This window comes from Streptomyces sp. SAS_272 (assembly GCF_052543235.1).
On sequence record NZ_JBMNDR010000006.1, the window covers coordinates 1 to 19281 of the forward strand.

The window sequence follows — 19281 nt, forward strand, 5'->3', positions numbered from 1 at the left end:
ACGCGATCCGGCTCCCGGGGGTCCTGCCCCCGGGAGCCGGATCGCGTCGTCGTCCCGCGCGTCAGCGGATCGGCATTCCCGACAGCGTGCGGGCGATCACCAGCCGCTGGATCTCGCTCGTGCCCTCGAAAATGGTGTAGATGGCGGCGTCACGGTGCATGCGCTCCACCGGGTACTCACGCGTGTAGCCGTTGCCGCCGAGGATCTGGATGGCCTGCCCGGTGACCTTCTTCGCCGTCTCGCTGGCGTACAGCTTCGACATCGAGCCCTCGGCGGCGGTGAACGGCTTTCCGTTGACCGCCATCCAGGAGGCGCGCCAGACCAGCAGCCGCGCGGCGTCGATCTGGGTGCGCATGTCCGCCAGCTGGAAGGCGACGCCCTGGTTGTCGATGATCGGGCGGCCGAACTGCTCACGCGTCTTGGCGTAGTCGAGGGCGACCTCGTAGGCGGCGCGGGCCGTGCCGACGGCCATCGCGCCGACGGCGGGGCGCGAGGCCTCGAACGTGGCCATCGCCGCGTTCTTCACCCGCTCGCCGCCCGTCTTCGCCCGCTCGCGGGCCCGCGCCAGCCGCTCGTCCAGCTTCTCCTTGCCGCCGAGCAGGCAGGAGCCGGGGACCCGCACGTCGTCGAGGACGACCTCGGCGGTGTGCGAGGCGCGGATGCCGTGCTTCTTGAACTTCTGCCCCTGGGCGAGCCCCGGGGTGCCCGGCGGGACGATGAAGGAGGCGTGCCCCTTGGAGCCGAGCTCGGGGTCCACGGCCGCGACGACCACGTGCACGTTGGCGATGCCGCCGTTGGTCGCCCAGGTCTTGGTGCCGTTGAGCACCCACTCGTCCTTGGCCTCGTCGTACACGGCCCGCGTGCGCAGCGAGGCCACGTCGGAGCCGGCGTCGGGCTCGGAGGAGCAGAAGGCGGCCACCTTGACGTCGTTGGCGTCGCCGTACATCTGCGGGATCCAGGTGCCGATCTGCTCCTCGGTCCCGTTGGCGAGGACGCCCACGGCGGCCAGGCCGGTGCCCACGATGGACAGGGCGATGCCCGCGTCGCCCCAGAACAGCTCCTCCATCGCCATCGGGATGCCGAGGCCGGTGGGGTCGAAGTACTGCTGCGCGTAGAAGTCGAGGGAGTAGATGCCGACCTTCGCGGCTTCCTGGATGACCGGCCAGGGAGTCTCCTCACGCTCGTCCCATTCGGCTGCCGCGGGGCGGACGACGTCGGCGGCGAAGCCGTGCAGCCAGTCCCGGACCTCCTTCTGTTCGTCGTTGAGCTCCATGGTGAACTCGGCCATGTCCCCTCCAGCGGCGGTGCGTGTTACTAGCGGTAACGCGAGTCTGTTACCGGTCGGTAGGAAAAGTCAACTCCTGATGACGGCACAGGAGCGCTTCCACCCGTTCGATGTCAGGCTGCTGTCAGGTGTTAGTTTGCGCAGGCGTCAGCGAAACAGCACGGGTGGGGAGAGCACATGGACACCACGCAGCGGACCGAGCAGCAACGGTCCGCCGACCGCCGACGGCGCGAGTTGCTGGAGGCCGCCGACCGGGTGGTGCTGCGCGACGGCCCACAGGCGTCCATGAACGCCATCGCGGCGGAGGCCGGCATCACCAAGCCGATCCTCTACCGCCACTTCGGCGACAAGGGCGGACTCTACGCCGCTCTCGCCACACGGCACACGGACGCCCTGCTGGACTCGCTGCGCGCCGCGCTGGACGCCCCCGCCGAACGGCGGGAACGGGTCGAGGCGACCCTCGACACCTACCTCGCCGCCATCGAGGCCCGGCCGCAGGTGTACCGGTTCCTGATGCACCCCTCCGACACCGGCGCGGGCCCGGACCAGGGCTTCGACGTCGGCAGGCACAGCGCGCCCCTGCTGCGCCGGATGGGCGAGGAGCTGGCCCAGGTGATCGAGGAGCGGCTGGATCTCGGTCCCGCCGGCCAGCAGCTCGCCCGGGTGTGGGGGCACGGGATCGTCGGGATGATGCACGCCGCGGGCGACTGGTGGCTGGGCGAGCGGCCCTGCTCCCGCGCCGAGCTGGTGCGGAGTCTGGCCGACCTGCTGTGGGGTCGCCTCGCGGCGGCCGGCGACAAGGTCGGCGGCCCCGGCTTCTGACCCGGACCGCCGCACGGGCACGGATGCGGCCCGCACGGCCTCGCCCCGCACGGCGGCCGGAACCGCGGACCGGCACCGCCCGCCTCCCGCGCGGACACGCCCAGGCCTAGGGCGTGTTGTGCCAGGGGGCCCGGCGCACCTGGCGGGCCAGCCGTCTGCCGCGCAGGCCGGACACCCGGTCCGCGTACACCATGCCCTCCAGGTGGTCGCACTCGTGCTGCAGGCATCTGGCGAAGAATCCCGTGCCGTGGACCCGCAGCCGCTCCCCCGTCATCGTGCGGCCCTCGACCACGGCGTGGTCGTGGCGCTCGGTGCCCGCCTCCAGCCCCGGCAGGGACAGACACCCCTCCGGTCCGCGCAGGACCAGGCCGTCGGCCTCGACCAGGCGCGGGTTCACCACATGTCCCACATGGCGGACGTCCTCGTCGTCGGGACAGTCGTAGACGAACACCCGCAGCGCCTCGCCCACCTGGTTGGCCGCCAGGCCGACGCCCTGGGCGGCGTACATCGTCGCGAACATGTCCTCGACGAGACGCGCGAGTTGGGGACCGAAGTCGGTGACGTCCTCGCAACGGGTGTGCAGGACGGGGTCGCCGAGCAGGGTGAGGGGCCGGACGCGCCCGCGGGCGCCCGGGATGGAGCCGTGTCGCATGGCGGCAAGGGTACGGTCCTTTCTGACACGCGCATGCCGCGCGCGACGTGAAGCGGTGCCGGGATTCGGGAGTGCGAATGGATCTCGATAGGCTGACCGCCTACCACGTTGCCGTACGGCAGAGGCGCGGCGCGTACGCAAGGAGGATCGAGAACTGATGGCAGGCAACTCGGACCCGCTCACGCCGCGGGCCAAGATCGCCGTGACCGCGGGCAAGGCGGTCGCGGCGGCGTCGCGCGCCGCGGGGCGCGGCAGCGGTTCGGTGATCGGCGGCCGGGTGGCGCTCAAACTCGACCCCGACCTCCTCGCCCGGCTCGCCCAGAACCTGGACGTGGTGCTCGTCTCGGCGACCAACGGCAAGACCACCACCACCCGGCTGATCGCCGAGGCGCTGCGCGCCGCCGGCCCGGTCGTGTCCAACGCGCTCGGCGCCAACATGCCGGCCGGCATCACCTCGGCCCTCGCGGGCGGCTCCGAGGCCCGTTACGGCGTCATCGAGGTCGACGAGAAATACCTCGCGGGCGTCGCCCGGGACACCGCGCCCAAGTGCATCGCGCTGCTCAACCTCTCCCGCGACCAGCTGGACCGCGCCGCCGAGACCCGGATGCTCGCGGAGAACTGGCGGGAGGGGCTGGCCGGCTCCAAGGCCGTCGTGGTCGCCAACGCCGACGACCCGCTGGTGGTCTGGGCGGCCTCCTCCTCCCCCAACGTCGTCTGGGTCGCCGCCGGACAGATGTGGAAGGACGACGCCTGGTCGTGCCCGTCCTGCGGCGGCGTCATGCAGCGGCCCGGCGACGACTGGTTCTGCGGCGAGTGCGGCTTCCGCCGTCCGACGCCGAGCTGGGCGCTCTCCGGCGACCATGTCATCGACCCGCACGGGTCGGCCTGGCCGATCCACCTCCAGCTGCCGGGCCGCGCCAACAAGGCCAACGCCGCCTCCTCGGCCGCCGTGGCCGCCGTCTTCGGCGTCCCTCCGCAGGTGGCGTTGGAGCGGATGTACGCGGTGCAGGCCGTCGCCGGGCGCTACGACGTCGTCCAGTTCCAGGGCCGTGACCTGCGGCTGCTGCTGGCGAAGAACCCGGCCGGCTGGCTCGAGACGTTCAGCCTGATCGACCCGCCGCCGACCCCGGTCATCCTCTCGGTGAACGCGCGCGGCGCCGACGGCACCGACACCTCCTGGCTGTGGGACGTCGACTACACGCGGCTCACCGGCCACCCGATCTTCGTCGTCGGCGACCGGAAGCTGGACCTCGCGGTGCGTCTCGAGGTCGCGAACCAGCACTTCCAGGTCTGCGAGAACCTCGACCAGGCCGTGCAGCAGGCGCCGCCCGGCCGGATCGAGGTCATCGCGAACTACACCGCGTTCCAGGACCTGCGCCGCCGCGTCGGCAACTGACTTCGAAGGACGTTTCCATGAGCGACAACCAACTGCGGCTGGTGTGGATCTACCCGGACCTGCTGAGCACCTACGGGGACCAGGGCAACGCCCTCGTCGTCGAGCGCCGCGCGCGCCAGCGCGGCCTCGACGTGGCCCGGCTCGACGTGCGCAGCGACCAGCCGATCCCGACCTCCGGCGACATCTACCTCATCGGCGGCGGCGAGGACCGGCCGCAGCGGCTCGCCGCGGAGCGGCTGCGGCGGGACGCGCACCTGTACCAGGCGGTGAACAACGGCGCGATCGTGTTCGCGGTCTGCGCCGGTTACCAGATCCTCGGCCACGAGTTCGTCAACGACCTCGGCCAGCGCGAGCCCGGACTCGGGCTGCTGGACGTGACGACCACGCGCGGCGAGGGCGAGCGGTGCGTCGGCGACGTGCTCGGCGACATCGACCCGCGACTCGGCCTGCCGCAGCTGACCGGCTTCGAGAACCACCAGGGCGTCACCCACCTCGGCCCGACCGCCCGTCCGCTGGCCCGCGTCCGGCTCGGCAAGGGCAACGGCACCGGCGACGGCACCGAGGGCGCGTACAACGACACCGTGTTCGGCACGTACATGCACGGTCCGGTGCTCGCGCGCAATCCGCTGATCGCGGACCTGCTGCTGAAGCTGGCGCTCGACGTGAACGCGCTGCCGCCGATCGACGACCACTGGTACGAGGCGCTGCGCAGCGAGCGCATCGCCGCCGCTCAGCAGCCCGCGTGACCTGACAGCCCGCGCGACCTGTGCGTTCACCTGATCTTCAGGGCGCCGTCAGCAGCCCGTCTGACGGCGCGTCCGCACAGGTGAGCAGGTGCGTCCAGCAGGCGGACGCATGCTTCGGCCCCGCCCCCTCCTGCCGCTAGGGTGGCGGGGATTCGAGCCGGACAGTGTGGTCCGGACCAGGCCCACGTGGAGAAGGTTGTTTCGGGCTATGCGCATTGGTGTCCTCACGTCCGGCGGCGACTGCCCCGGCCTGAACGCCGTCATCCGGTCCGTCGTGCACCGCGCCGTCGTGGACCACGGCGACGAGGTCATCGGCTTCCGGGACGGCTGGAAGGGCCTCCTGGAGTGCGACTACCTCAAGCTCGACCTCGACGCGGTGGGCGGCATCCTCGCCCGCGGCGGCACCATCCTCGGCTCCTCGCGGGTCCAGCCCTCGCATCTGCGGGACGGCGTGGAGCGGGCCAAGGGGCACGTCCAGGACCTCGGTCTCGACGCGATCATCCCGATCGGCGGTGAGGGCACCCTCAAGGCGGCCCGGCTGATGTCCGACAGCGGGCTGCCGGTCGTCGGCGTGCCGAAGACCATCGACAACGACATCGCCGTCACCGACGTCACCTTCGGCTTCGACACGGCCGTAGGCGTCGCGACCGACGCGCTGGACCGGCTGAAGACCACCGCCGAGTCGCACCAGCGGGTGCTGGTGGTCGAGGTCATGGGACGCCACACCGGCTGGATAGCGCTGCACTCCGGCATGGCGGCCGGCGCGCACGCCATCGTCGTGCCGGAACGGCCCTTCGACATCGAGGAGCTGGCCCGCCGGGTCGGCGAGCGGTTCGAGGCGGGCAAGCGGTTCGCGATCGTGGTCGCGGCGGAGGGCGCCAAGCCGGCGCCCGGCGGCATGGCCTTCGACGAGGGCGCCAAGGACGTCTACGGGCACGAGCGCTTCGCCGGCATCGCCCGGCAGCTCTCCATCGAGCTGGAGGCCCGGCTCGGCAAGGAGGCCCGGCCGGTCATCCTGGGACATGTGCAGCGCGGCGGCACGCCGACCGCGTACGACCGGGTGCTGGCCACGCGCTTCGGCTGGCACGCGGTGGAGGCCGTGCACCGCGGCGAGTTCGGCCACATGACGGCCCTGCGCGGCACGGACATCGTGATGGTGCCGCTGGCGGAGGCCGTGGAGACGCTGAAGACGGTCCCCGAGGAGCGGTACGCCGAGGCGGAGACCGTCCTGTAGGAGGGCCACGACTCCGGCCGCCCCCGGTGACGGTGATCGCCGGGGGCGGTTCTACTCTTGGGGCGGCAGGAAACGTACAACCCCCCACGAATCAGGAGCCGGCGCAATGGACCACGGCGGGCACGGCATGACGATGGATCTGCCGCCGTTCACGCTGGGACGGGGCCTTCAGTGGTCGGCGGACCCGTTCTTCCTCGTCGCCTGTCTCCTGGGGCTCGGACTCTACGGGTGGGGCGTGCTGCGGCTGAGCCGGCGCGGGGACGCCTGGCCGGTCGGGCGGACGGTGTCGTTCACCGTCGGCGTGCTGACCGTCATGCTGGTGATGTGCACCGGGCTGAACGACTACGGCATGGTCATGTTCAGCGTGCACATGGTGCAGCACATGGTGATCAGCATGCTGTCGCCGATCCTGCTGCTGCTCGGCGCTCCCATGACGCTCGCGCTGCGCGCGCTGCCGGCCGCCGGCAAGGGACGCAAGGGACCGCGCGAGCTGCTGCTGATGCTCCTGCACAGCCGCTACATGCGGATCATCACCCACCCCGCGTTCACCATCCCGCTGTTCATCGCGAGCCTCTACGCCCTGTACTTCACCCCGCTGTTCGACTTCCTGATGGGCTCGCGGACCGGGCACCTGGCGATGATGGTGCACTTCCTGGCCGTCGGCGTGGTGTTCTTCTGGCCGATCATCGGCGTGGATCCGGGCCCGAACCGGCCGGGCTACCTGATGCGGATGCTGGAGCTCTTCGCGGGCATGCCGTTCCACGCGTTCTTCGGCATCGCGCTGATGATGGCCTCGCAGCCGATGGTGAAGACGTTCGAGAACCCTCCGGCCTCCCTCGGCATCGACGCGCTCGCCGACCAGAACGCGGCCGGCGGCATCGCCTGGGCGTTCAGCGAGGTCCCGTCCGTGCTGGTGCTGATCGCGCTGCTCTTCCAGTGGTACGGCTCCGAGCAGCGTCAGGCCCGGCGCAAGGACCGGGCCGCCGACCGCGACGGGGACCAGGAGCTGGAGGCCTACAACGCCTATCTTGCGTCACTCGACGCACGCGGGCGCTGATCCCGGGGCACCATGGAGGGGGACCCGCCCGGCGGAGGGCGGCCCTGAGGAGGGTGTCGCGATGGCCGGTACCACGGACAGTTCCACGAAGGCCATGGGGGTGCTCACCGTCGGCGGCCTCGTCGCGGTGACCGCCTACACGGTGGCGCTCGGCAGCAACGGCTGGCTGTGGTTCGGCTGGGTGGTGCTCGGGCTGATCACCCTCGCCCTGGTCGTGATGCGGACCACCTGATCATCCGGGGCCCAGCCGGGCCGCCGAGTGCACGCCCGGCTGGTACTTCGGCAGCCGGGCGGTGATCTTCATTCCCGCCCCGAGGGCCGTCTCGATGACCAGGCCGTGGTCGTCGCCGTAGACCTGCCGCAGCCGGTCGTCCACGTTGGACAGGCCGATCCCGCCGGAGGGACCCACCTCTCCGGCCAGGATGCGGCGCAGCGCCACCGGGTCCATGCCCGCGCCGTCGTCCTCGATGACGACGAGGGCCTCGGCGCCGGCGTCCTGCGCGGTGATCTGGATGTGGCAGGTGCCGGCCTTGCCCTCCAGACCGTGCTTGACGGCGTTCTCCACCAGCGGCTGGAGGCAGAGGAAGGGCAGCGCCACCGGGAGCACCTCGGGGGCGATCTGCAGGGTGACGGCGAGCCGGTCGCCGAAGCGGGCCCGCACCAGCGCGAGGTAGTGGTCGATGGCGTGCAGCTCGTCGGCGAGGGTGGTGAAGTCGCCGTGCCTGCGGAACGAGTAGCGGGTGAAGTCGGCGAACTCCAGCAGCAGTTCGCGGGCGCGCTCGGGGTCGGTGCGGACGAACGAGGCGATCACGGCGAGGGAGTTGAAGATGAAGTGCGGGGAGATCTGGGCGCGCAGAGCCTTGATCTCCGCCTCGATCAGTCGGGTGCGCGACTGGTCGAGGTCGGCCAGTTCCAGCTGCACGCTCACCCAGCGGGCCACCTCGCCCGCCGCCCGGACCAGCACGGCGGACTCGCGTGGCGCGCAGGCGACGAGCGCGCCGTGCACCCGGTCGTCGACGGTGAGCGGGGCGACCACGGCCCAGCGGACGGGGCAGTCAGGGTGCTCGCAGGCCAGCCGGAAGGCTTCGCCGCGGCCGCTCTCCAGCGGGCCGGCGAGCCGTTCCATGATCTCGGCGCGGTGATGGGACCCCACTCCGTCCCAGACCAGCACCTGCTCCTCGTCGGTCAGGCACAGGGCGTCCGTGCCGAGCAGGGTGCGCAGCCTGCGGGCCGATCTGCGGGCGGTCTCCTCGGTGAGTCCCGCCCTCAGCGGGGGCGCGGCGAGGGACGCGGTGTGCAGGGTCTGGAAGGTGGCGTGCTCGACGGGGGTGCCGAGCCCCCCGAGGCGTTCCGGACGCCCGGTCCGCCGCCCGAGCCAGAAACCGGCGGCGAGGAACGGCAGGATCGCGATGCAGACGCCCGCGAGGAAGCCGCTCACGGCTTCGTCTCCGACGCCTGTGCGGTGCGGAGTTCCTCCGGCAGGTGGAAGCGGGCCAGGATGGCGGAGGTGCCGGACGGGACGCGGTTCGGGGTGGCCAGGGACACCAGGATCATGGTGAGGAAGCCGAGCGGCACGGACCACAGGGCGGGCCAGGCGAGCAGGGCGTGCGCCGGGCCCGCGCCGGGGAGGCCGGCCATGGTCGCCGCGACCGCGACGAACGCCGATCCGCCGCCGACCAGCATGCCGGCGGCCGCGCCGGGCGGCGTCAGCCGGCGCCACCAGATGCCGAGCACCAGCAGCGGACAGAACGAGGACGCCGACACCGCGAAGGCCAGCCCCACGGCGTCGGCCACCGGCAGTCCGCCCACCAGCAGGCTGGCGGCCAGCGGGACGGCCATGGCGAGCCCGGTGCCCAGCCGGAAGTGCCGGACGCCACGAGTCGGCAGGACGTCCTGGGCGAGCACCCCCGCCACCGCCATCGTCAGTCCGGACGCCGTGGACAGGAACGCGGCGAAGGCGCCGCCGGCGACCAGCGCGCCGAGCAGCTCGCCGCCGAGACCGCCGATCATCCGGTCGGGCAGCAGCAGGACGGCCGCGTCCGCGTCGCCGGTGATGGCGAGCTCGGGCGTGTACAGGCGGGCGAGGGCGCCGTAGACGGGCGGCAGCAGGTAGAACGCGCCGATCAGGGCCAGGACGGCGACCGTGGTGCGACGGGCGGCGACGCCGTGCGGGCTGGTGTAGAAGCGCACGACGACGTGCGGCAGGCCCATGGTGCCGAGGAACGTGGCGAGGATCAGCCCGTAGGTGGCGTACAGGGGCCGCTCCTCACGGCCGGCGGCGAGCGAGGTGGACATGCCGCCGCTGGTTCCGCGTTCGGCGGCGGGGACCGCGGCGCCCTCGGTGAAGGTGAGGCGGGCGCCCCGCTCGATGCGGTGGGTGCCGGCGGGCAGCCGGAGCACCGCGTCCTCGTGCGGACGGCCGTCGACCGTGCCGTCCACGGTCACGGTCAGGGGGCGGTCCAGCTTCAGGTCCAGGGTGTCGCCGACCCGGACCACCCGCTGGTCCCGGAAGGCCGCCGGCTCCTCGAAGACGTCGCGGGGCGCGCCGTCGCTCTGCCAGGCGAGGACCAGGAAGAGGACGGGGACGAGGAGGGCGGTGAGTTTGAGCCAGTACTGGAAGGCCTGCACGAACGTGATGCTGCGCATGCCGCCCGCGGCGACGGTGGCCGTGACGACCAGTGCGACGATCAGCCCGCCGAGGGAGTCGGGAGCGCCGGTGAGGACCGTCAACGTCAGCCCTGCGCCTTGTAGTTGGGGCAGCAGGTACAGCCAGCCCACGCCGACGACGAAGGCGCCCGCGAGCCGTCTCACGGCCTGCGAGGCGAGCCGCGCCTCGGCGAAGTCGGGGAGGGTGTAGGCGCCGGAGCGGCGCAGCGGGGCGGCGACGAAGAGCAGCAGGACCAGGTAGCCGGCGGTGTAGCCGACGGGGTACCAGAGCATGTCCGGGCCCTGGACGAGGACGAGGCCCGCGATGCCGAGGAAGGAGGCGGCGGAGAGGTACTCGCCGCTGATGGCCGCCGCGTTGAGGCGGGGGCCGACGGTTCGGGAGGCCACGTAGAAGTCGGAGGTGGTACGGGAGATGCGCAGGCCGAAGGCGCCGACGAGCACGGTCGCGACGACCACCAGGGCGACGGCGGGGACGGCGAAGGTCGAGTTCATCGCCTCGTCGCCCTCACCGGTCCTCGACCAGCCGGACGAAGTCCCGTTCGTTGCGCTCGGCGCGGCGCACGTACCACCGGGCGAGCAGGACGAGCGGGGCGTACAGGCAGAAGCCGAGGACCGCCCATTCGAGACGGTGGGCGTCGGGCATCGCCGCGAAGAGCAGCGGCAGCGGGCCGACGAGGAGCGCGAGGACGGCGAACACCGTGAGGGCGGCGCGCAGTTGGGACCGCATCAGGGAGCGGACATAGGTGTCGCCCAGGGTCGTCTGCTCGTCGATCTCGGTGCGCGGGCGGTAGTAGCCGGAGGCGTGCGGGTAGCGCCCGCGCGAGCGGAGCCGGGCGTGGGGAAGGGAGCGGCGGCCCGGGCGGGTGACGACGACACGTCGTTCGACGGGGTCCTGGTGGGGCACGGTCAGGGCCTCCTCATCAGCAGGTCCCGCAAGTAGCGGGCGTGCCGGCGGCTGACCTGGAGTTCCTCGCCGCCGACGAGGACGCTCACCGTGCCCGCGTCGAGCCGGAGTTCGCCTATGTGTCGCAGGGCGACGAGATGGCGGCGGTGGATGCGGACGAAGCCGCGGGCGCTCCAGCGGTCCTCCAGGGTGGACAGCGGGATGCGGACGAGGTGGCTGCCCCGGTCGGTGTGCAGCCGGGCGTAGTCGCCCTGCGCCTCGACGTGGGTGATGTCGTCGACGGCGACGAAGCGGGTCACGCCGCCGAGTTCGACGGGTATGTGATCGGGGTCGGGTTCGTGGACCGGGATGCGGGGTGCGGCGCCGCGCAGTTCGGCGGCGCGGCGGACGGCCTCCGCGAGGCGTTCCTTGCGGACCGGTTTGAGGACGTAGTCGACGGCCTTGAGGTCGAAGGCCTGGACGGCGAAGTCCTCGTGGGCGGTGACGAAGACGACCAGCGGCGGCCGGGCGAAGCCGGTGAGCAGGCGGGCCAGGTCGAGGCCGTCGAGGCCGGGCATCTGGATGTCGAGGAAGACGACGTCGACGGCCTCGGGGCCGTCGGGTCCGGACTCCAGGGCGCGGTTGATGCGGCGCAGCGCCTCGGTCGCGTCGCCGGCGCCCTCCACGCTGCCGATGCGGGGGTCGGCGGAGAGCAGGTAGAGCAGCTCTTCCAGCGAGGGGCGTTCGTCGTCGACGGCGAGGGCGCGCAGCATGAAGGTGGAGTGTAGGGGCGATCGGCGCGGCGGGACACGTACGGGGCCTGGACGTTCGCGCTGGATACAGTGCGGGCATGAACGACGGCGGCGCCCTTTTCGACGATCTCGACCGGAAGATCATCACCGCGTTGATGGCGAACGCCAGGACGAGCTTCGCCGAGATCGGCACGGCCGTCGGGCTGTCCTCGACGGCCGTCAAGCGCCGGGTGGACCGGTTGCGGGACACCGGGGTGATCACGGGGTTCACGGCCACCGTGCAGCCGGCGGCGCTGGGCTGGAGCACGGAGGCCTACGTCGAGGTGTACTGCGAGGGCGCCGCCCCGCCGAGGAGGCTGGCGGAGGTGGTGCGCAACCATCCGGAGATCACCGCGGCGATGACGGTGACGGGCGGCGCGGACGCGCTGCTGCACGTGCGGGCGCGGGACGTGGAGCACTTCGAGGAGGTGCTGGAGCGGATCCGCGTCGAGCCGTTCATCCGGAAGACGATCAGCGTGATGGTGCTGTCGCATCTGCTGCCGGAGAGCCCGGAGGCGGGCGCGACCCAGCCCGCTCCCGAATAAACCTGCGAACAGACCTGCGCGGACGCAGCGAACCTGCGTCGACCGGGCGAATCACGCAGCGTTCGTGCGTGAACACGCAATGCTCGTTGCTTGTCGGGCCTCCCCGTCAGTTCCTACCGTGGTGTCAACCCTCAGTCGACTCCGCAGGAGGGTCGACACCGCAGGAAAACGGAGGAACCCCTCTGTGTCCGAAAGCCGTGTGCGGCGCCCCCGGCGCTTCCTCGTCTGCGAACCCAGACACTTCGCGGTGCAGTACGCGATCAATCCCTGGATGCATCCCGACACCCCCGTCGACGTCGATCTCGCCCAGGCGCAGTGGCAGGGGCTGATCAGCGCCTACCGCAGCCACGGGCACGCCGTGGACACCGTGGAGCCGGCTCCCGGCCTCCCGGACATGGTCTTCGCCGCGAACTCGGCGGTCGTCGTCGCCGGCCGCGTCTTCGGCTCCCTGTTCCACGCGCCCGAGCGGCGCCCCGAGTCCGTCCACTACGACACCTGGTTCAAGGCGGCGGGCTACGACGTCCACCGCCCGGAGTCCGTCTGCGAGGGCGAGGGCGACCTGGTGTGGACGGGCCGGTACGTGCTGGCCGGCACCGGGTTCCGCACGACCCGTGAGGCGCACCGGGAGGTGCAGGAGTTCTTCGGCCACCCGGTGATCAGCCTGACCCTGGTGGATCCGCACTTCTACCACCTGGACACGGCGCTGTTCGTCCTGGACGACGAAAACATCGCCTACTACCCGGAGGCGTTCTCGCAGGGCAGCCGCGAGGTGCTCGCCCGGCTGTACCCGGACGCGGTGCTCGCCACCCGCGACGACGCCATGGCGTTCGGCCTCAACTCGGTGTCCGACGGCCGTCATGTGTTCATCGCGCCCCGGGCCGAGGCCCTCGCCGCCCGGCTCGGCGAGCGCGGCTATGTCCCCGTCCCCGTCGACCTCTCGGAGTTCCAGAAGGCCGGCGGCGGCATCAAGTGCTGCACTCAGGAGATCCGTTCATGACCGCACCCGTCGTCCCGACGCGCTCCTCCGCCGATCTGATCCGCGCCGAGGAGCCGGTCCTCGCGCACAACTACCACCCGCTGCCCGTGGTCGTCGCGAGCGCCGAGGGCGCGTGGGTGCAGGACGTCGAGGGCCGCCGCTACCTCGACATGCTGGCCGGTTACTCGGCCCTCAACTTCGGCCACCGGCATCCGGCACTGATCGAGGCGGCCCACCGCCAGCTGGACCGTCTCACGCTCACCTCCCGCGCCTTCCACAACGACCGCCTGGCGGAGTTCGCCGAGCGGCTCGCCGAGCTGACCGGTCTGGACATGGTCCTGCCGATGAACACGGGCGCGGAGGCGGTCGAGAGCGGCGTCAAGGTGGCCCGCAAGTGGGCGTACGAGGTGAAGGGCGTCCCCGCCGACCGGGCGACCATCGTGGTCGCCGCCGACAACTTCCACGGCCGCACCACGACGATCGTGAGCTTCTCGACGGACGAGACGGCCCGGGCGGGCTTCGGCCCGTTCACGCCGGGTTTCCGGATCGTCCCGTACAACGACCTGGCCGCGCTGGAGGCGGCGGTCGACGAGACGACGGCGGCGGTGCTGATCGAGCCGATCCAGGGCGAGGCCGGCGTCGTCGTCCCCGACGACGGCTATCTGGCCGGGGTGCGGGAGCTGACCCGCCGGACGAACTGTCTGTTCGTCGCGGACGAGATCCAGTCCGGGCTCGGGCGGACCGGGCGGACGCTGGCGGTGGAGCACGAGGGGGTCGTGCCCGACGTGCTGCTCCTCGGCAAGGCGCTGGGCGGCGGCATCGTGCCGGTGTCGGCGGTGGTGGCCCGGCGGGAGGTGCTGTCGGTGCTGCGGCCCGGCGAGCACGGGTCGACGTTCGGCGGCAATCCGCTGGCCGCAGCGGTCGGCACGGCGGTGGTGGAGCTGCTGGAGACGGGTGAGTTCCAGCGCCGGGCGGCCGAGCTGGGCGTCGTGCTGCGCGAGGGGCTCACCGCGCTGGTCGGCAAGGGCGTCGTCGGCTTCCGCTCGCGCGGGCTGTGGGCGGGGGTCGACGTGGACCCGGCCCTCGGCACGGGCCGCGAGGTGAGCGAGCGCCTCATGCGGGAGGGCGTCCTGGTCAAGGACACGCATGGCTCGACGATCCGGCTGGCGCCGCCGCTGACCATCACCGGCGAGGAACTGGCCGCGGCGCTGGGCGCGTTGGGGCGGGTGCTGGCGCAGGGCGGCTGACGGGTCCGCCGTCGCCCCGGGGCCGGTGCGGGCGGGTCCCGCGTCGCCCCGGGTGGCTCAGCCGCACTCGTGCAGGCAGGGTGAAGATTGGGTCGGGAGATGGTAGACCACTCTCAGCGACAGAGAGGCCGGCCGTGGGCACTGAGGACGAGGACGACGTTGCCCGCCGGCGGTTCGACGTGGCGGACACCGCACCCCTGCTGCTCGACGAGCGGGGCGTGGTGACGAGCTGGACCAGGGACGCCGAGCGGCTGCTGGGGTATCCGGCCGCCGAGGCCGTGGGCAGGGACCTGGCCGCACTGCTCACCCGGGCGGACGCGGGACGGGTGGCGGACGTCCTGGTGCGGTGCCGCGAGGACGGCGGCTGGGCGGGGCTGCTGTCGGCCCGTCGCAGGGACGGGCGGCCGGTGCCCGTCATGGCGCGCGTGACCTCCGCCCACGAACCCGGCGGTCCCGCGCGCTGGCTGGCGCTGCTCAACGAGATGTCGGACGCGCCGGGCTGGAACATGAGCCGCTCGGTGCTGGAGCAGATGGTCGGCGACTCCCCGATCGGCATAGCGATCGTCAACACCGATCTGCGTTTCGTGTGGTCGAACGCGGCCCTGGCGAGATTCGGCGGCGGCCCCCCGGAGCGCCGGCTGGGGCTGCGGCTCGCGGACGTGCAGCCGGGCCTGGACTCCGTGTCGATCGAGGCGCAGATGCGCCGGGTGCTGGAGTCCGGGGAGCCCGTCATCGGCTTCGAACTGGTGGGCAGGGTACAGGCGGCTCCGCACCGGGAGACGGCGCACATGCTGTCGTTCACCCGGCTGGAGGACGAGCGGGGCGGCCCGATGGGCGTCTACTACACGGTCGTGGACATGACCGAGCGACACCGCGCCAGGCAGCGGCTCGCCCTGCTCGACCGGGCCGGCCGACGCATCGGCAGCAGCCTCGACATCGCCCGGACGGCGCAGGAGCTGGCGGACGTGGCGGTGCCGGACTTCGCCGACGTCGTCACCGTGGACCTGCTCGAGCCGGTGCTGCGGGGTGCGGAGCCCGCGCCGGCCCGTGCGGCGGGCGGCCCCGAGGACTCCGTGACGTTGCGCAGGGCGGGTCGGCGGCGGGCCGGGGATGCCGAGACGGCTGCGGACGCCGACGGCCCGGGCGGTCCGGCCGGGTTCGCCGCGGTCGTCTACCCCGCGGGTTCGCCGCCGGTGCGCTGTCTGGCCGACGGGCGCCCCTGGCGGGTGGACCGCCTTGAGCCGAACAGCCCGCGCGAACCGCGGGACCCGGGCGACCCGGGCGACCCGGAGTACCTGAGCGGCCCGGAGGCCCCGGTCGGCCCTCGCGATCCGGAGGGCTCGCGCGGCGCGCACGCCGGGCAGTGGGCCGCCGTGCTGCCCGCCGGGTCCGGGCCGCCCAGCGCCCTGGTCGTGCCGGTGCGGGCACGGGGGACCGTCCTGGGCGTCACGACATTCCTGCGGCGCGACCGGCGCGAGCCCTTCGACGACGACGACCTGGCGCTCGCCGAGGACCTCGTCTCGCGCGCGGCCGTCTGCGTGGACAACGCCCGGCGCTACACCCGCGAACGGGACGCGGCCCTGGTCCTCCAGCGCAACCTGCTCCCCCGCCGGCTGCCCGAGCAGGACGCCGTCGAGGTGGCCGCCTGCTACCGGCCGGCCGACGAGCTGACCGGCCTCGGCGGGGACTGGTACGACCTGATCCCGCTGTCGGGGGCCCGGGTGGCACTCGTCGTCGGCGAGGTGCCCGGACACGGCATCGACGCCGCGGCCGCCATGGGACGGGTGCGGACGGCGGTGCGCACCCTGGCCGCGCTGGACCTGCCGCCCGCGGAGATCCTCGCGCACCTCGACGACCTGGTCACCCGCATGGACGAGGAGGAGGACGACGACACCGACGCGGAGGAGCGCGTCACCGCGGACTCCCGGTCCGGGACCGACGGCAGGCAGGTGGCGGGGTCGGCGTGCGTGTACGTCGTGTACGACCCGGTCGACGGGAGTTGTGTGATGGCCGCCGCCGGGCACCCCGCGCCGGCCGTCGTACTGCCCGACGGGACCGTCGACTTCGTCGATCTGCCCCAGGGGCCCGCGCTCGGTGTGGGCGGGCCGCCGTTCGAGTCGGCCGAGCTGCTCCTGCCGGAGGGCAGCACGCTCGCGCTGCACACGGACGGTCTGCTGGGCGACGGCGAGCGCGGGGAGCCGGCCACCGACCGGGAGCGGCTGCGGCAGGCCCTGGAGCGGCCGGCCGACGCCCTCGACCTGCGCTGCCGGACGGTGATCGACGCCCTCGTCCCGGCCCGTCCGTACGACGACGTGGCCCTGCTGATGGCCCGTACCCGCCGCCTGCCGGCCGGCCAGGTGGCCGACTGGGAGCTGCCCGCGGACCCGGCGGCCGTCGCCGAGGCCCGCAAGACCGCGAGCCGCCGGCTGGCGGAGTGGGGGCTCCCCGAGCTCTCGTTCACCACCGAGCTGGTCGTCAGCGAGCTGGTCACCAACGCCATCCGGTACGCCACGGGGCCGATCCGGCTCCGGCTGGTCCGGGGCCGGACCCTGTTCTGCGGGGTCTTCGACGGCGGCGCCACCGCACCCCATCTGCGCCATCCGAGAGCCACCGACGAGGGCGGCCGGGGGCTGCTGCTGGTCTCCCAGGTCACCCAGCGGTGGGGCACCCGTTTCCTCCCCGACGGCAAGATCATCTGGGCCGAGCAGTCCCTCACGGACCCCGGCGTGTGATGCGATGAGACACATTCATCGCATCACATGAGAAACTGGCGCAATACCGGCAGATAGGGCGCGAGCCATGAACGACACGTCGATCGACTACGCGGCGGTGTTCCAGGCCCTGCCGGGCATGGTGGCGCTGCTCACGCCCGAGCTGGTGTACGCGGACGCCAACGAGGAGTTCCTGCGGGTGGCCGGCCGCAAGCGGGAGCAGATGGTCGGCCGGCACCTGTTCGACGTCTTCCCCGACAACCCCGAGGAACCGGGCGCGAGCGGCATGCGCAACCTGGAGGCGTCGCTGCACCGGGTACTGGCCACCGGCGAGCGGGACACCATGGCGCTGCAGCGTTACGACGTCGAGTCGGCCGACCGGCCCGGCGAGTGGGAGGAGCGCTACTGGAGCCCGGTCAACGCCCCGGTGTACGGCCGGGACGGGTCGGTGGTGCTGCTGGTGCACCGCGTCGAGGAGGTCACCGAGCTGATCCGGGCCCGCGGCGGGCGCGGGTCGGCAGCCGACGGCGCCCGGGTCGGCAACCGGGGCAGGATTCTGGAGGCCGAGCTGTACACGCGGGCCCGTGAGCTGCAGGAACTCAACGAACGACTGCGGCTGGCCCACGCCCGCGAACGCGAGGTGGCCCTCGCCCTCCAGGAGGCGATGCTGCCGGCCCGCATGCAGGTCGGGCACCACCGGGCCGCGGTGCGCTACCGGCCGGCGGTCGGCGCGCTCAACGTGTGCGGGGACTGGTACGACCTGGTCGACCTGGTCGGCGGCAACCGCATCGGGGTGTCGGTCGGCGACGTCGTCGGACACGGACTGGACGCGGCAGGAGTGATGGGCCAGCTGCGCAGCGCCCTCAGCGCGACCTCCAGAGTGGCCCGGGGACCCGGCGAGGCGCTGAACGTCCTCGGGCGGTACGCGCACGTCGTGAAGGGGGCCGAGTCGGCCACCGCGGTCACCACGTTCATCGACTTCGACCATCACACCATCACCTACAGCAGCGCCGGGCACCCGCCGCCCGTCCTCGTGCACGCCGACGGGCGGGTGGAGTTCCTCGACCGGGCGACCGACCCCCCGCTGGACGCCCGGCCCGACCCGGCCCCGCGGCCCGAGGCGCGCACCACGTACAGCGACGGCGCCACCCTCGCCCTGTACACGGACGGCCTGATCGAACGACGGCGGGAGGACATCTACACGGGGCTGAACCGGCTCGCGGACGCGCTGGCCCGGCACCGGGACGCCGACCCCGAAAGCCTCGCCGACGCGGTGCTCTGGGAGCTCCTGCCGCCGGGCGGCGCGACCGACGACACGGCCCTGGTCGTCGTACGGCTGTGACGGGCGAGGGGGACGGGGGCCGGCACGGCACGGTTCCGGCGGTTGCCGCCTGCCCCTACACTGTCACCCCACACCATGTCGGTTGACCTGCTGGAACACGGCCTCGAGCCGATCCGCCGGACACGAGGAGCGACACCCTTTGTTCTACTACCTCCTGAAGTACGTGGTGTTGGGGCCGCTGCTGCGACTGCTCTTCCGCCCCCGAATAGAGGGTCTGGAGCATGTGCCGGACTCGGGAGCCGCCATCATCGCGGGCAATCACCTGTCGTTCTCGGACCACTTCCTGATGCCCGCGATCCTCAAACGGCGCATCACGTTCCTCGCGAAGGCCGAGTACTTCACGGGTCCCGGCCTCAAGGGCCGGCTGACCGCGGCCTTCTTCCGCAGCGCGGGCCAGATCCCGGTGGACCGCTCCGGCAAGGAGGCCGGCCAGGCCGCGATCCGCGAGGGCCTGGGGGTCCTGAGCAAGGACGAGCTGCTCGGCATCTACCCGGAGGGCACCCGCTCCCACGACGGGCGCCTCTACAAGGGCAAGGTCGGCGTCGCCGTGATGGCCCTGCGGGCGCAGGCGCCGGTGATCCCCTGCGCGATGATCGGCACCTTCGAGGCGCAGCCGCCGGGCAAGGTCGTCCCGACCCTGCACCCGGTCGTGATCCGCTTCGGCAAGCCTCTCGACTTCTCCCGCTACCTCGGCATGGAGCACGAGAAGGCCGTGTTGCGCGCGATCACCGACGAGATCATGTACGCCATCCTCTCGCTGTCCGAGCAGGAGTACGTCGACCAGTACGCGGCCGTCGCCAAGGCGGAGGAGGCCGCCGCGAAGGCGGAGGCCGAGAAGTCGGGCAAGGGGCGCAGGTTCCCCCGGCTGCCGTCGAAGTGAGGGTACGTCAGCACGGAGCACGACGCGGGTGAGGGGGGGGGGGGGGG

General features: G+C 72.6%; 18 protein-coding genes. 12 read left to right on the forward strand and 6 right to left on the reverse strand.

Annotation, left to right across the window (positions count from 1 at the left end; genetic code table 11):
- Positions 1 to 61: 61 nt before the first annotated feature.
- The gene (locus ACN6LD_RS06350; RefSeq protein WP_319189139.1) at positions 62 to 1288 is read right to left on the reverse strand and encodes an acyl-CoA dehydrogenase family protein; all 1227 of its coding nucleotides are present in this window, start codon (positions 1286 to 1288) and stop codon (positions 62 to 64) included.
- Between the two features lie 174 nt (positions 1289 to 1462).
- On the opposite strand from ACN6LD_RS06350, the gene ACN6LD_RS06355 reads away from it, so the two are divergent.
- Positions 1463 to 2107, forward strand: coding sequence for a TetR family transcriptional regulator (locus ACN6LD_RS06355; protein WP_319189140.1), 645 nt, complete (start codon positions 1463 to 1465; stop codon positions 2105 to 2107).
- A gap of 106 nt (positions 2108 to 2213) precedes the next feature.
- On the opposite strand, the gene def is transcribed toward ACN6LD_RS06355, so the two are convergent.
- Positions 2214 to 2759: a peptide deformylase gene (def, locus tag ACN6LD_RS06360; RefSeq protein WP_319189142.1), complete on the reverse strand. Its 546-nt coding sequence runs from the start codon at positions 2757 to 2759 to the stop codon at positions 2214 to 2216.
- A gap of 157 nt (positions 2760 to 2916) precedes the next feature.
- Here def and ACN6LD_RS06365 point away from each other — a divergent pair, with 157 nt between their 5' ends.
- From ACN6LD_RS06365 to ACN6LD_RS06385, 5 genes are all read left to right on the forward strand, one after another.
- A complete protein-coding gene (locus ACN6LD_RS06365) occupies positions 2917 to 4155 on the forward strand; it encodes a MurT ligase domain-containing protein (protein WP_057580793.1) in 1239 nt (412 codons plus the stop codon).
- A 17-nt stretch (positions 4156 to 4172) separates the two neighbouring features.
- Positions 4173 to 4901, forward strand: coding sequence for a type 1 glutamine amidotransferase (locus ACN6LD_RS06370; RefSeq protein ID WP_319189144.1), 729 nt, complete (start codon positions 4173 to 4175; stop codon positions 4899 to 4901).
- Positions 4902 to 5109: 208 nt separating this feature from the next.
- A complete protein-coding gene (locus tag ACN6LD_RS06375; RefSeq protein WP_319189146.1) occupies positions 5110 to 6135 on the forward strand; it encodes a 6-phosphofructokinase in 1026 nt (341 codons plus the stop codon).
- Positions 6136 to 6241: 106 nt separating this feature from the next.
- The gene (locus tag ACN6LD_RS06380) at positions 6242 to 7192 is read left to right on the forward strand and encodes a cytochrome c oxidase assembly protein (protein ID WP_319189148.1); all 951 of its coding nucleotides are present in this window, start codon (positions 6242 to 6244) and stop codon (positions 7190 to 7192) included.
- Between the two features lie 61 nt (positions 7193 to 7253).
- Positions 7254 to 7424, forward strand: a complete 171-nt coding sequence (locus ACN6LD_RS06385; protein ID WP_445042652.1) for a hypothetical protein — start codon at positions 7254 to 7256, stop codon at positions 7422 to 7424.
- On the opposite strand, the gene ACN6LD_RS06390 is transcribed toward ACN6LD_RS06385, so the two are convergent.
- The 4 genes from ACN6LD_RS06390 to ACN6LD_RS06405 are packed head-to-tail and all read right to left on the reverse strand — an operon-like array spanning position 7425 to position 11515.
- The gene (locus tag ACN6LD_RS06390) at positions 7425 to 8630 is read right to left on the reverse strand and encodes a sensor histidine kinase (protein ID WP_319189149.1); all 1206 of its coding nucleotides are present in this window, start codon (positions 8628 to 8630) and stop codon (positions 7425 to 7427) included.
- Positions 8627 to 10351 carry a sodium/solute symporter gene (locus ACN6LD_RS06395; RefSeq protein WP_319189151.1) on the reverse strand — a complete coding sequence of 575 codons (1725 nt, stop codon included), beginning with the start codon at positions 10349 to 10351 and terminating at the stop codon, positions 8627 to 8629. The genes ACN6LD_RS06390 and ACN6LD_RS06395 overlap by 4 nt, the downstream gene beginning before the upstream one ends.
- A gap of 13 nt (positions 10352 to 10364) precedes the next feature.
- Positions 10365 to 10763 (reverse strand): hypothetical protein, encoded by a 399-nt coding sequence (locus ACN6LD_RS06400; protein WP_319189153.1) that lies wholly within the window; start codon positions 10761 to 10763, stop codon positions 10365 to 10367.
- 2 nt (positions 10764 to 10765) lie between these two features.
- Positions 10766 to 11515, reverse strand: a complete 750-nt coding sequence (locus tag ACN6LD_RS06405) for a LytR/AlgR family response regulator transcription factor (RefSeq protein WP_319189155.1) — start codon at positions 11513 to 11515, stop codon at positions 10766 to 10768.
- 77 nt (positions 11516 to 11592) lie between these two features.
- Between ACN6LD_RS06405 and ACN6LD_RS06410 the strand changes: the two genes are divergently transcribed.
- The 6 genes from ACN6LD_RS06410 to ACN6LD_RS06435 all read left to right on the forward strand — a co-directional run bounded on the left by ACN6LD_RS06410 (position 11593) and on the right by ACN6LD_RS06435 (position 19234).
- Complete coding sequence (locus tag ACN6LD_RS06410) at positions 11593 to 12078, forward strand: Lrp/AsnC family transcriptional regulator (RefSeq protein WP_057580778.1); 486 nt, start codon at positions 11593 to 11595, stop codon at positions 12076 to 12078.
- A gap of 184 nt (positions 12079 to 12262) precedes the next feature.
- The gene (ddaH, locus tag ACN6LD_RS06415) at positions 12263 to 13075 is read left to right on the forward strand and encodes a dimethylargininase (RefSeq protein ID WP_445042653.1); all 813 of its coding nucleotides are present in this window, start codon (positions 12263 to 12265) and stop codon (positions 13073 to 13075) included.
- On the forward strand, positions 13072 to 14301 hold the full coding sequence (gene rocD, locus ACN6LD_RS06420; RefSeq protein WP_319189159.1) for an ornithine--oxo-acid transaminase: 1230 nt from the start codon (positions 13072 to 13074) through the stop codon (positions 14299 to 14301). Before ddaH ends, rocD begins: the two co-directional genes overlap by 4 nt.
- Before the next feature lie 134 nt (positions 14302 to 14435).
- Complete coding sequence (locus tag ACN6LD_RS06425) at positions 14436 to 17033, forward strand: SpoIIE family protein phosphatase (protein WP_445042654.1); 2598 nt, start codon at positions 14436 to 14438, stop codon at positions 17031 to 17033.
- Between the two features lie 67 nt (positions 17034 to 17100).
- A complete protein-coding gene (locus ACN6LD_RS06430) occupies positions 17101 to 18354 on the forward strand; it encodes a PP2C family protein-serine/threonine phosphatase (protein ID WP_319189162.1) in 1254 nt (417 codons plus the stop codon).
- A 139-nt stretch (positions 18355 to 18493) separates the two neighbouring features.
- Positions 18494 to 19234, forward strand: coding sequence for a lysophospholipid acyltransferase family protein (locus ACN6LD_RS06435; protein WP_319189164.1), 741 nt, complete (start codon positions 18494 to 18496; stop codon positions 19232 to 19234).
- Positions 19235 to 19281 lie beyond the last annotated feature (47 nt).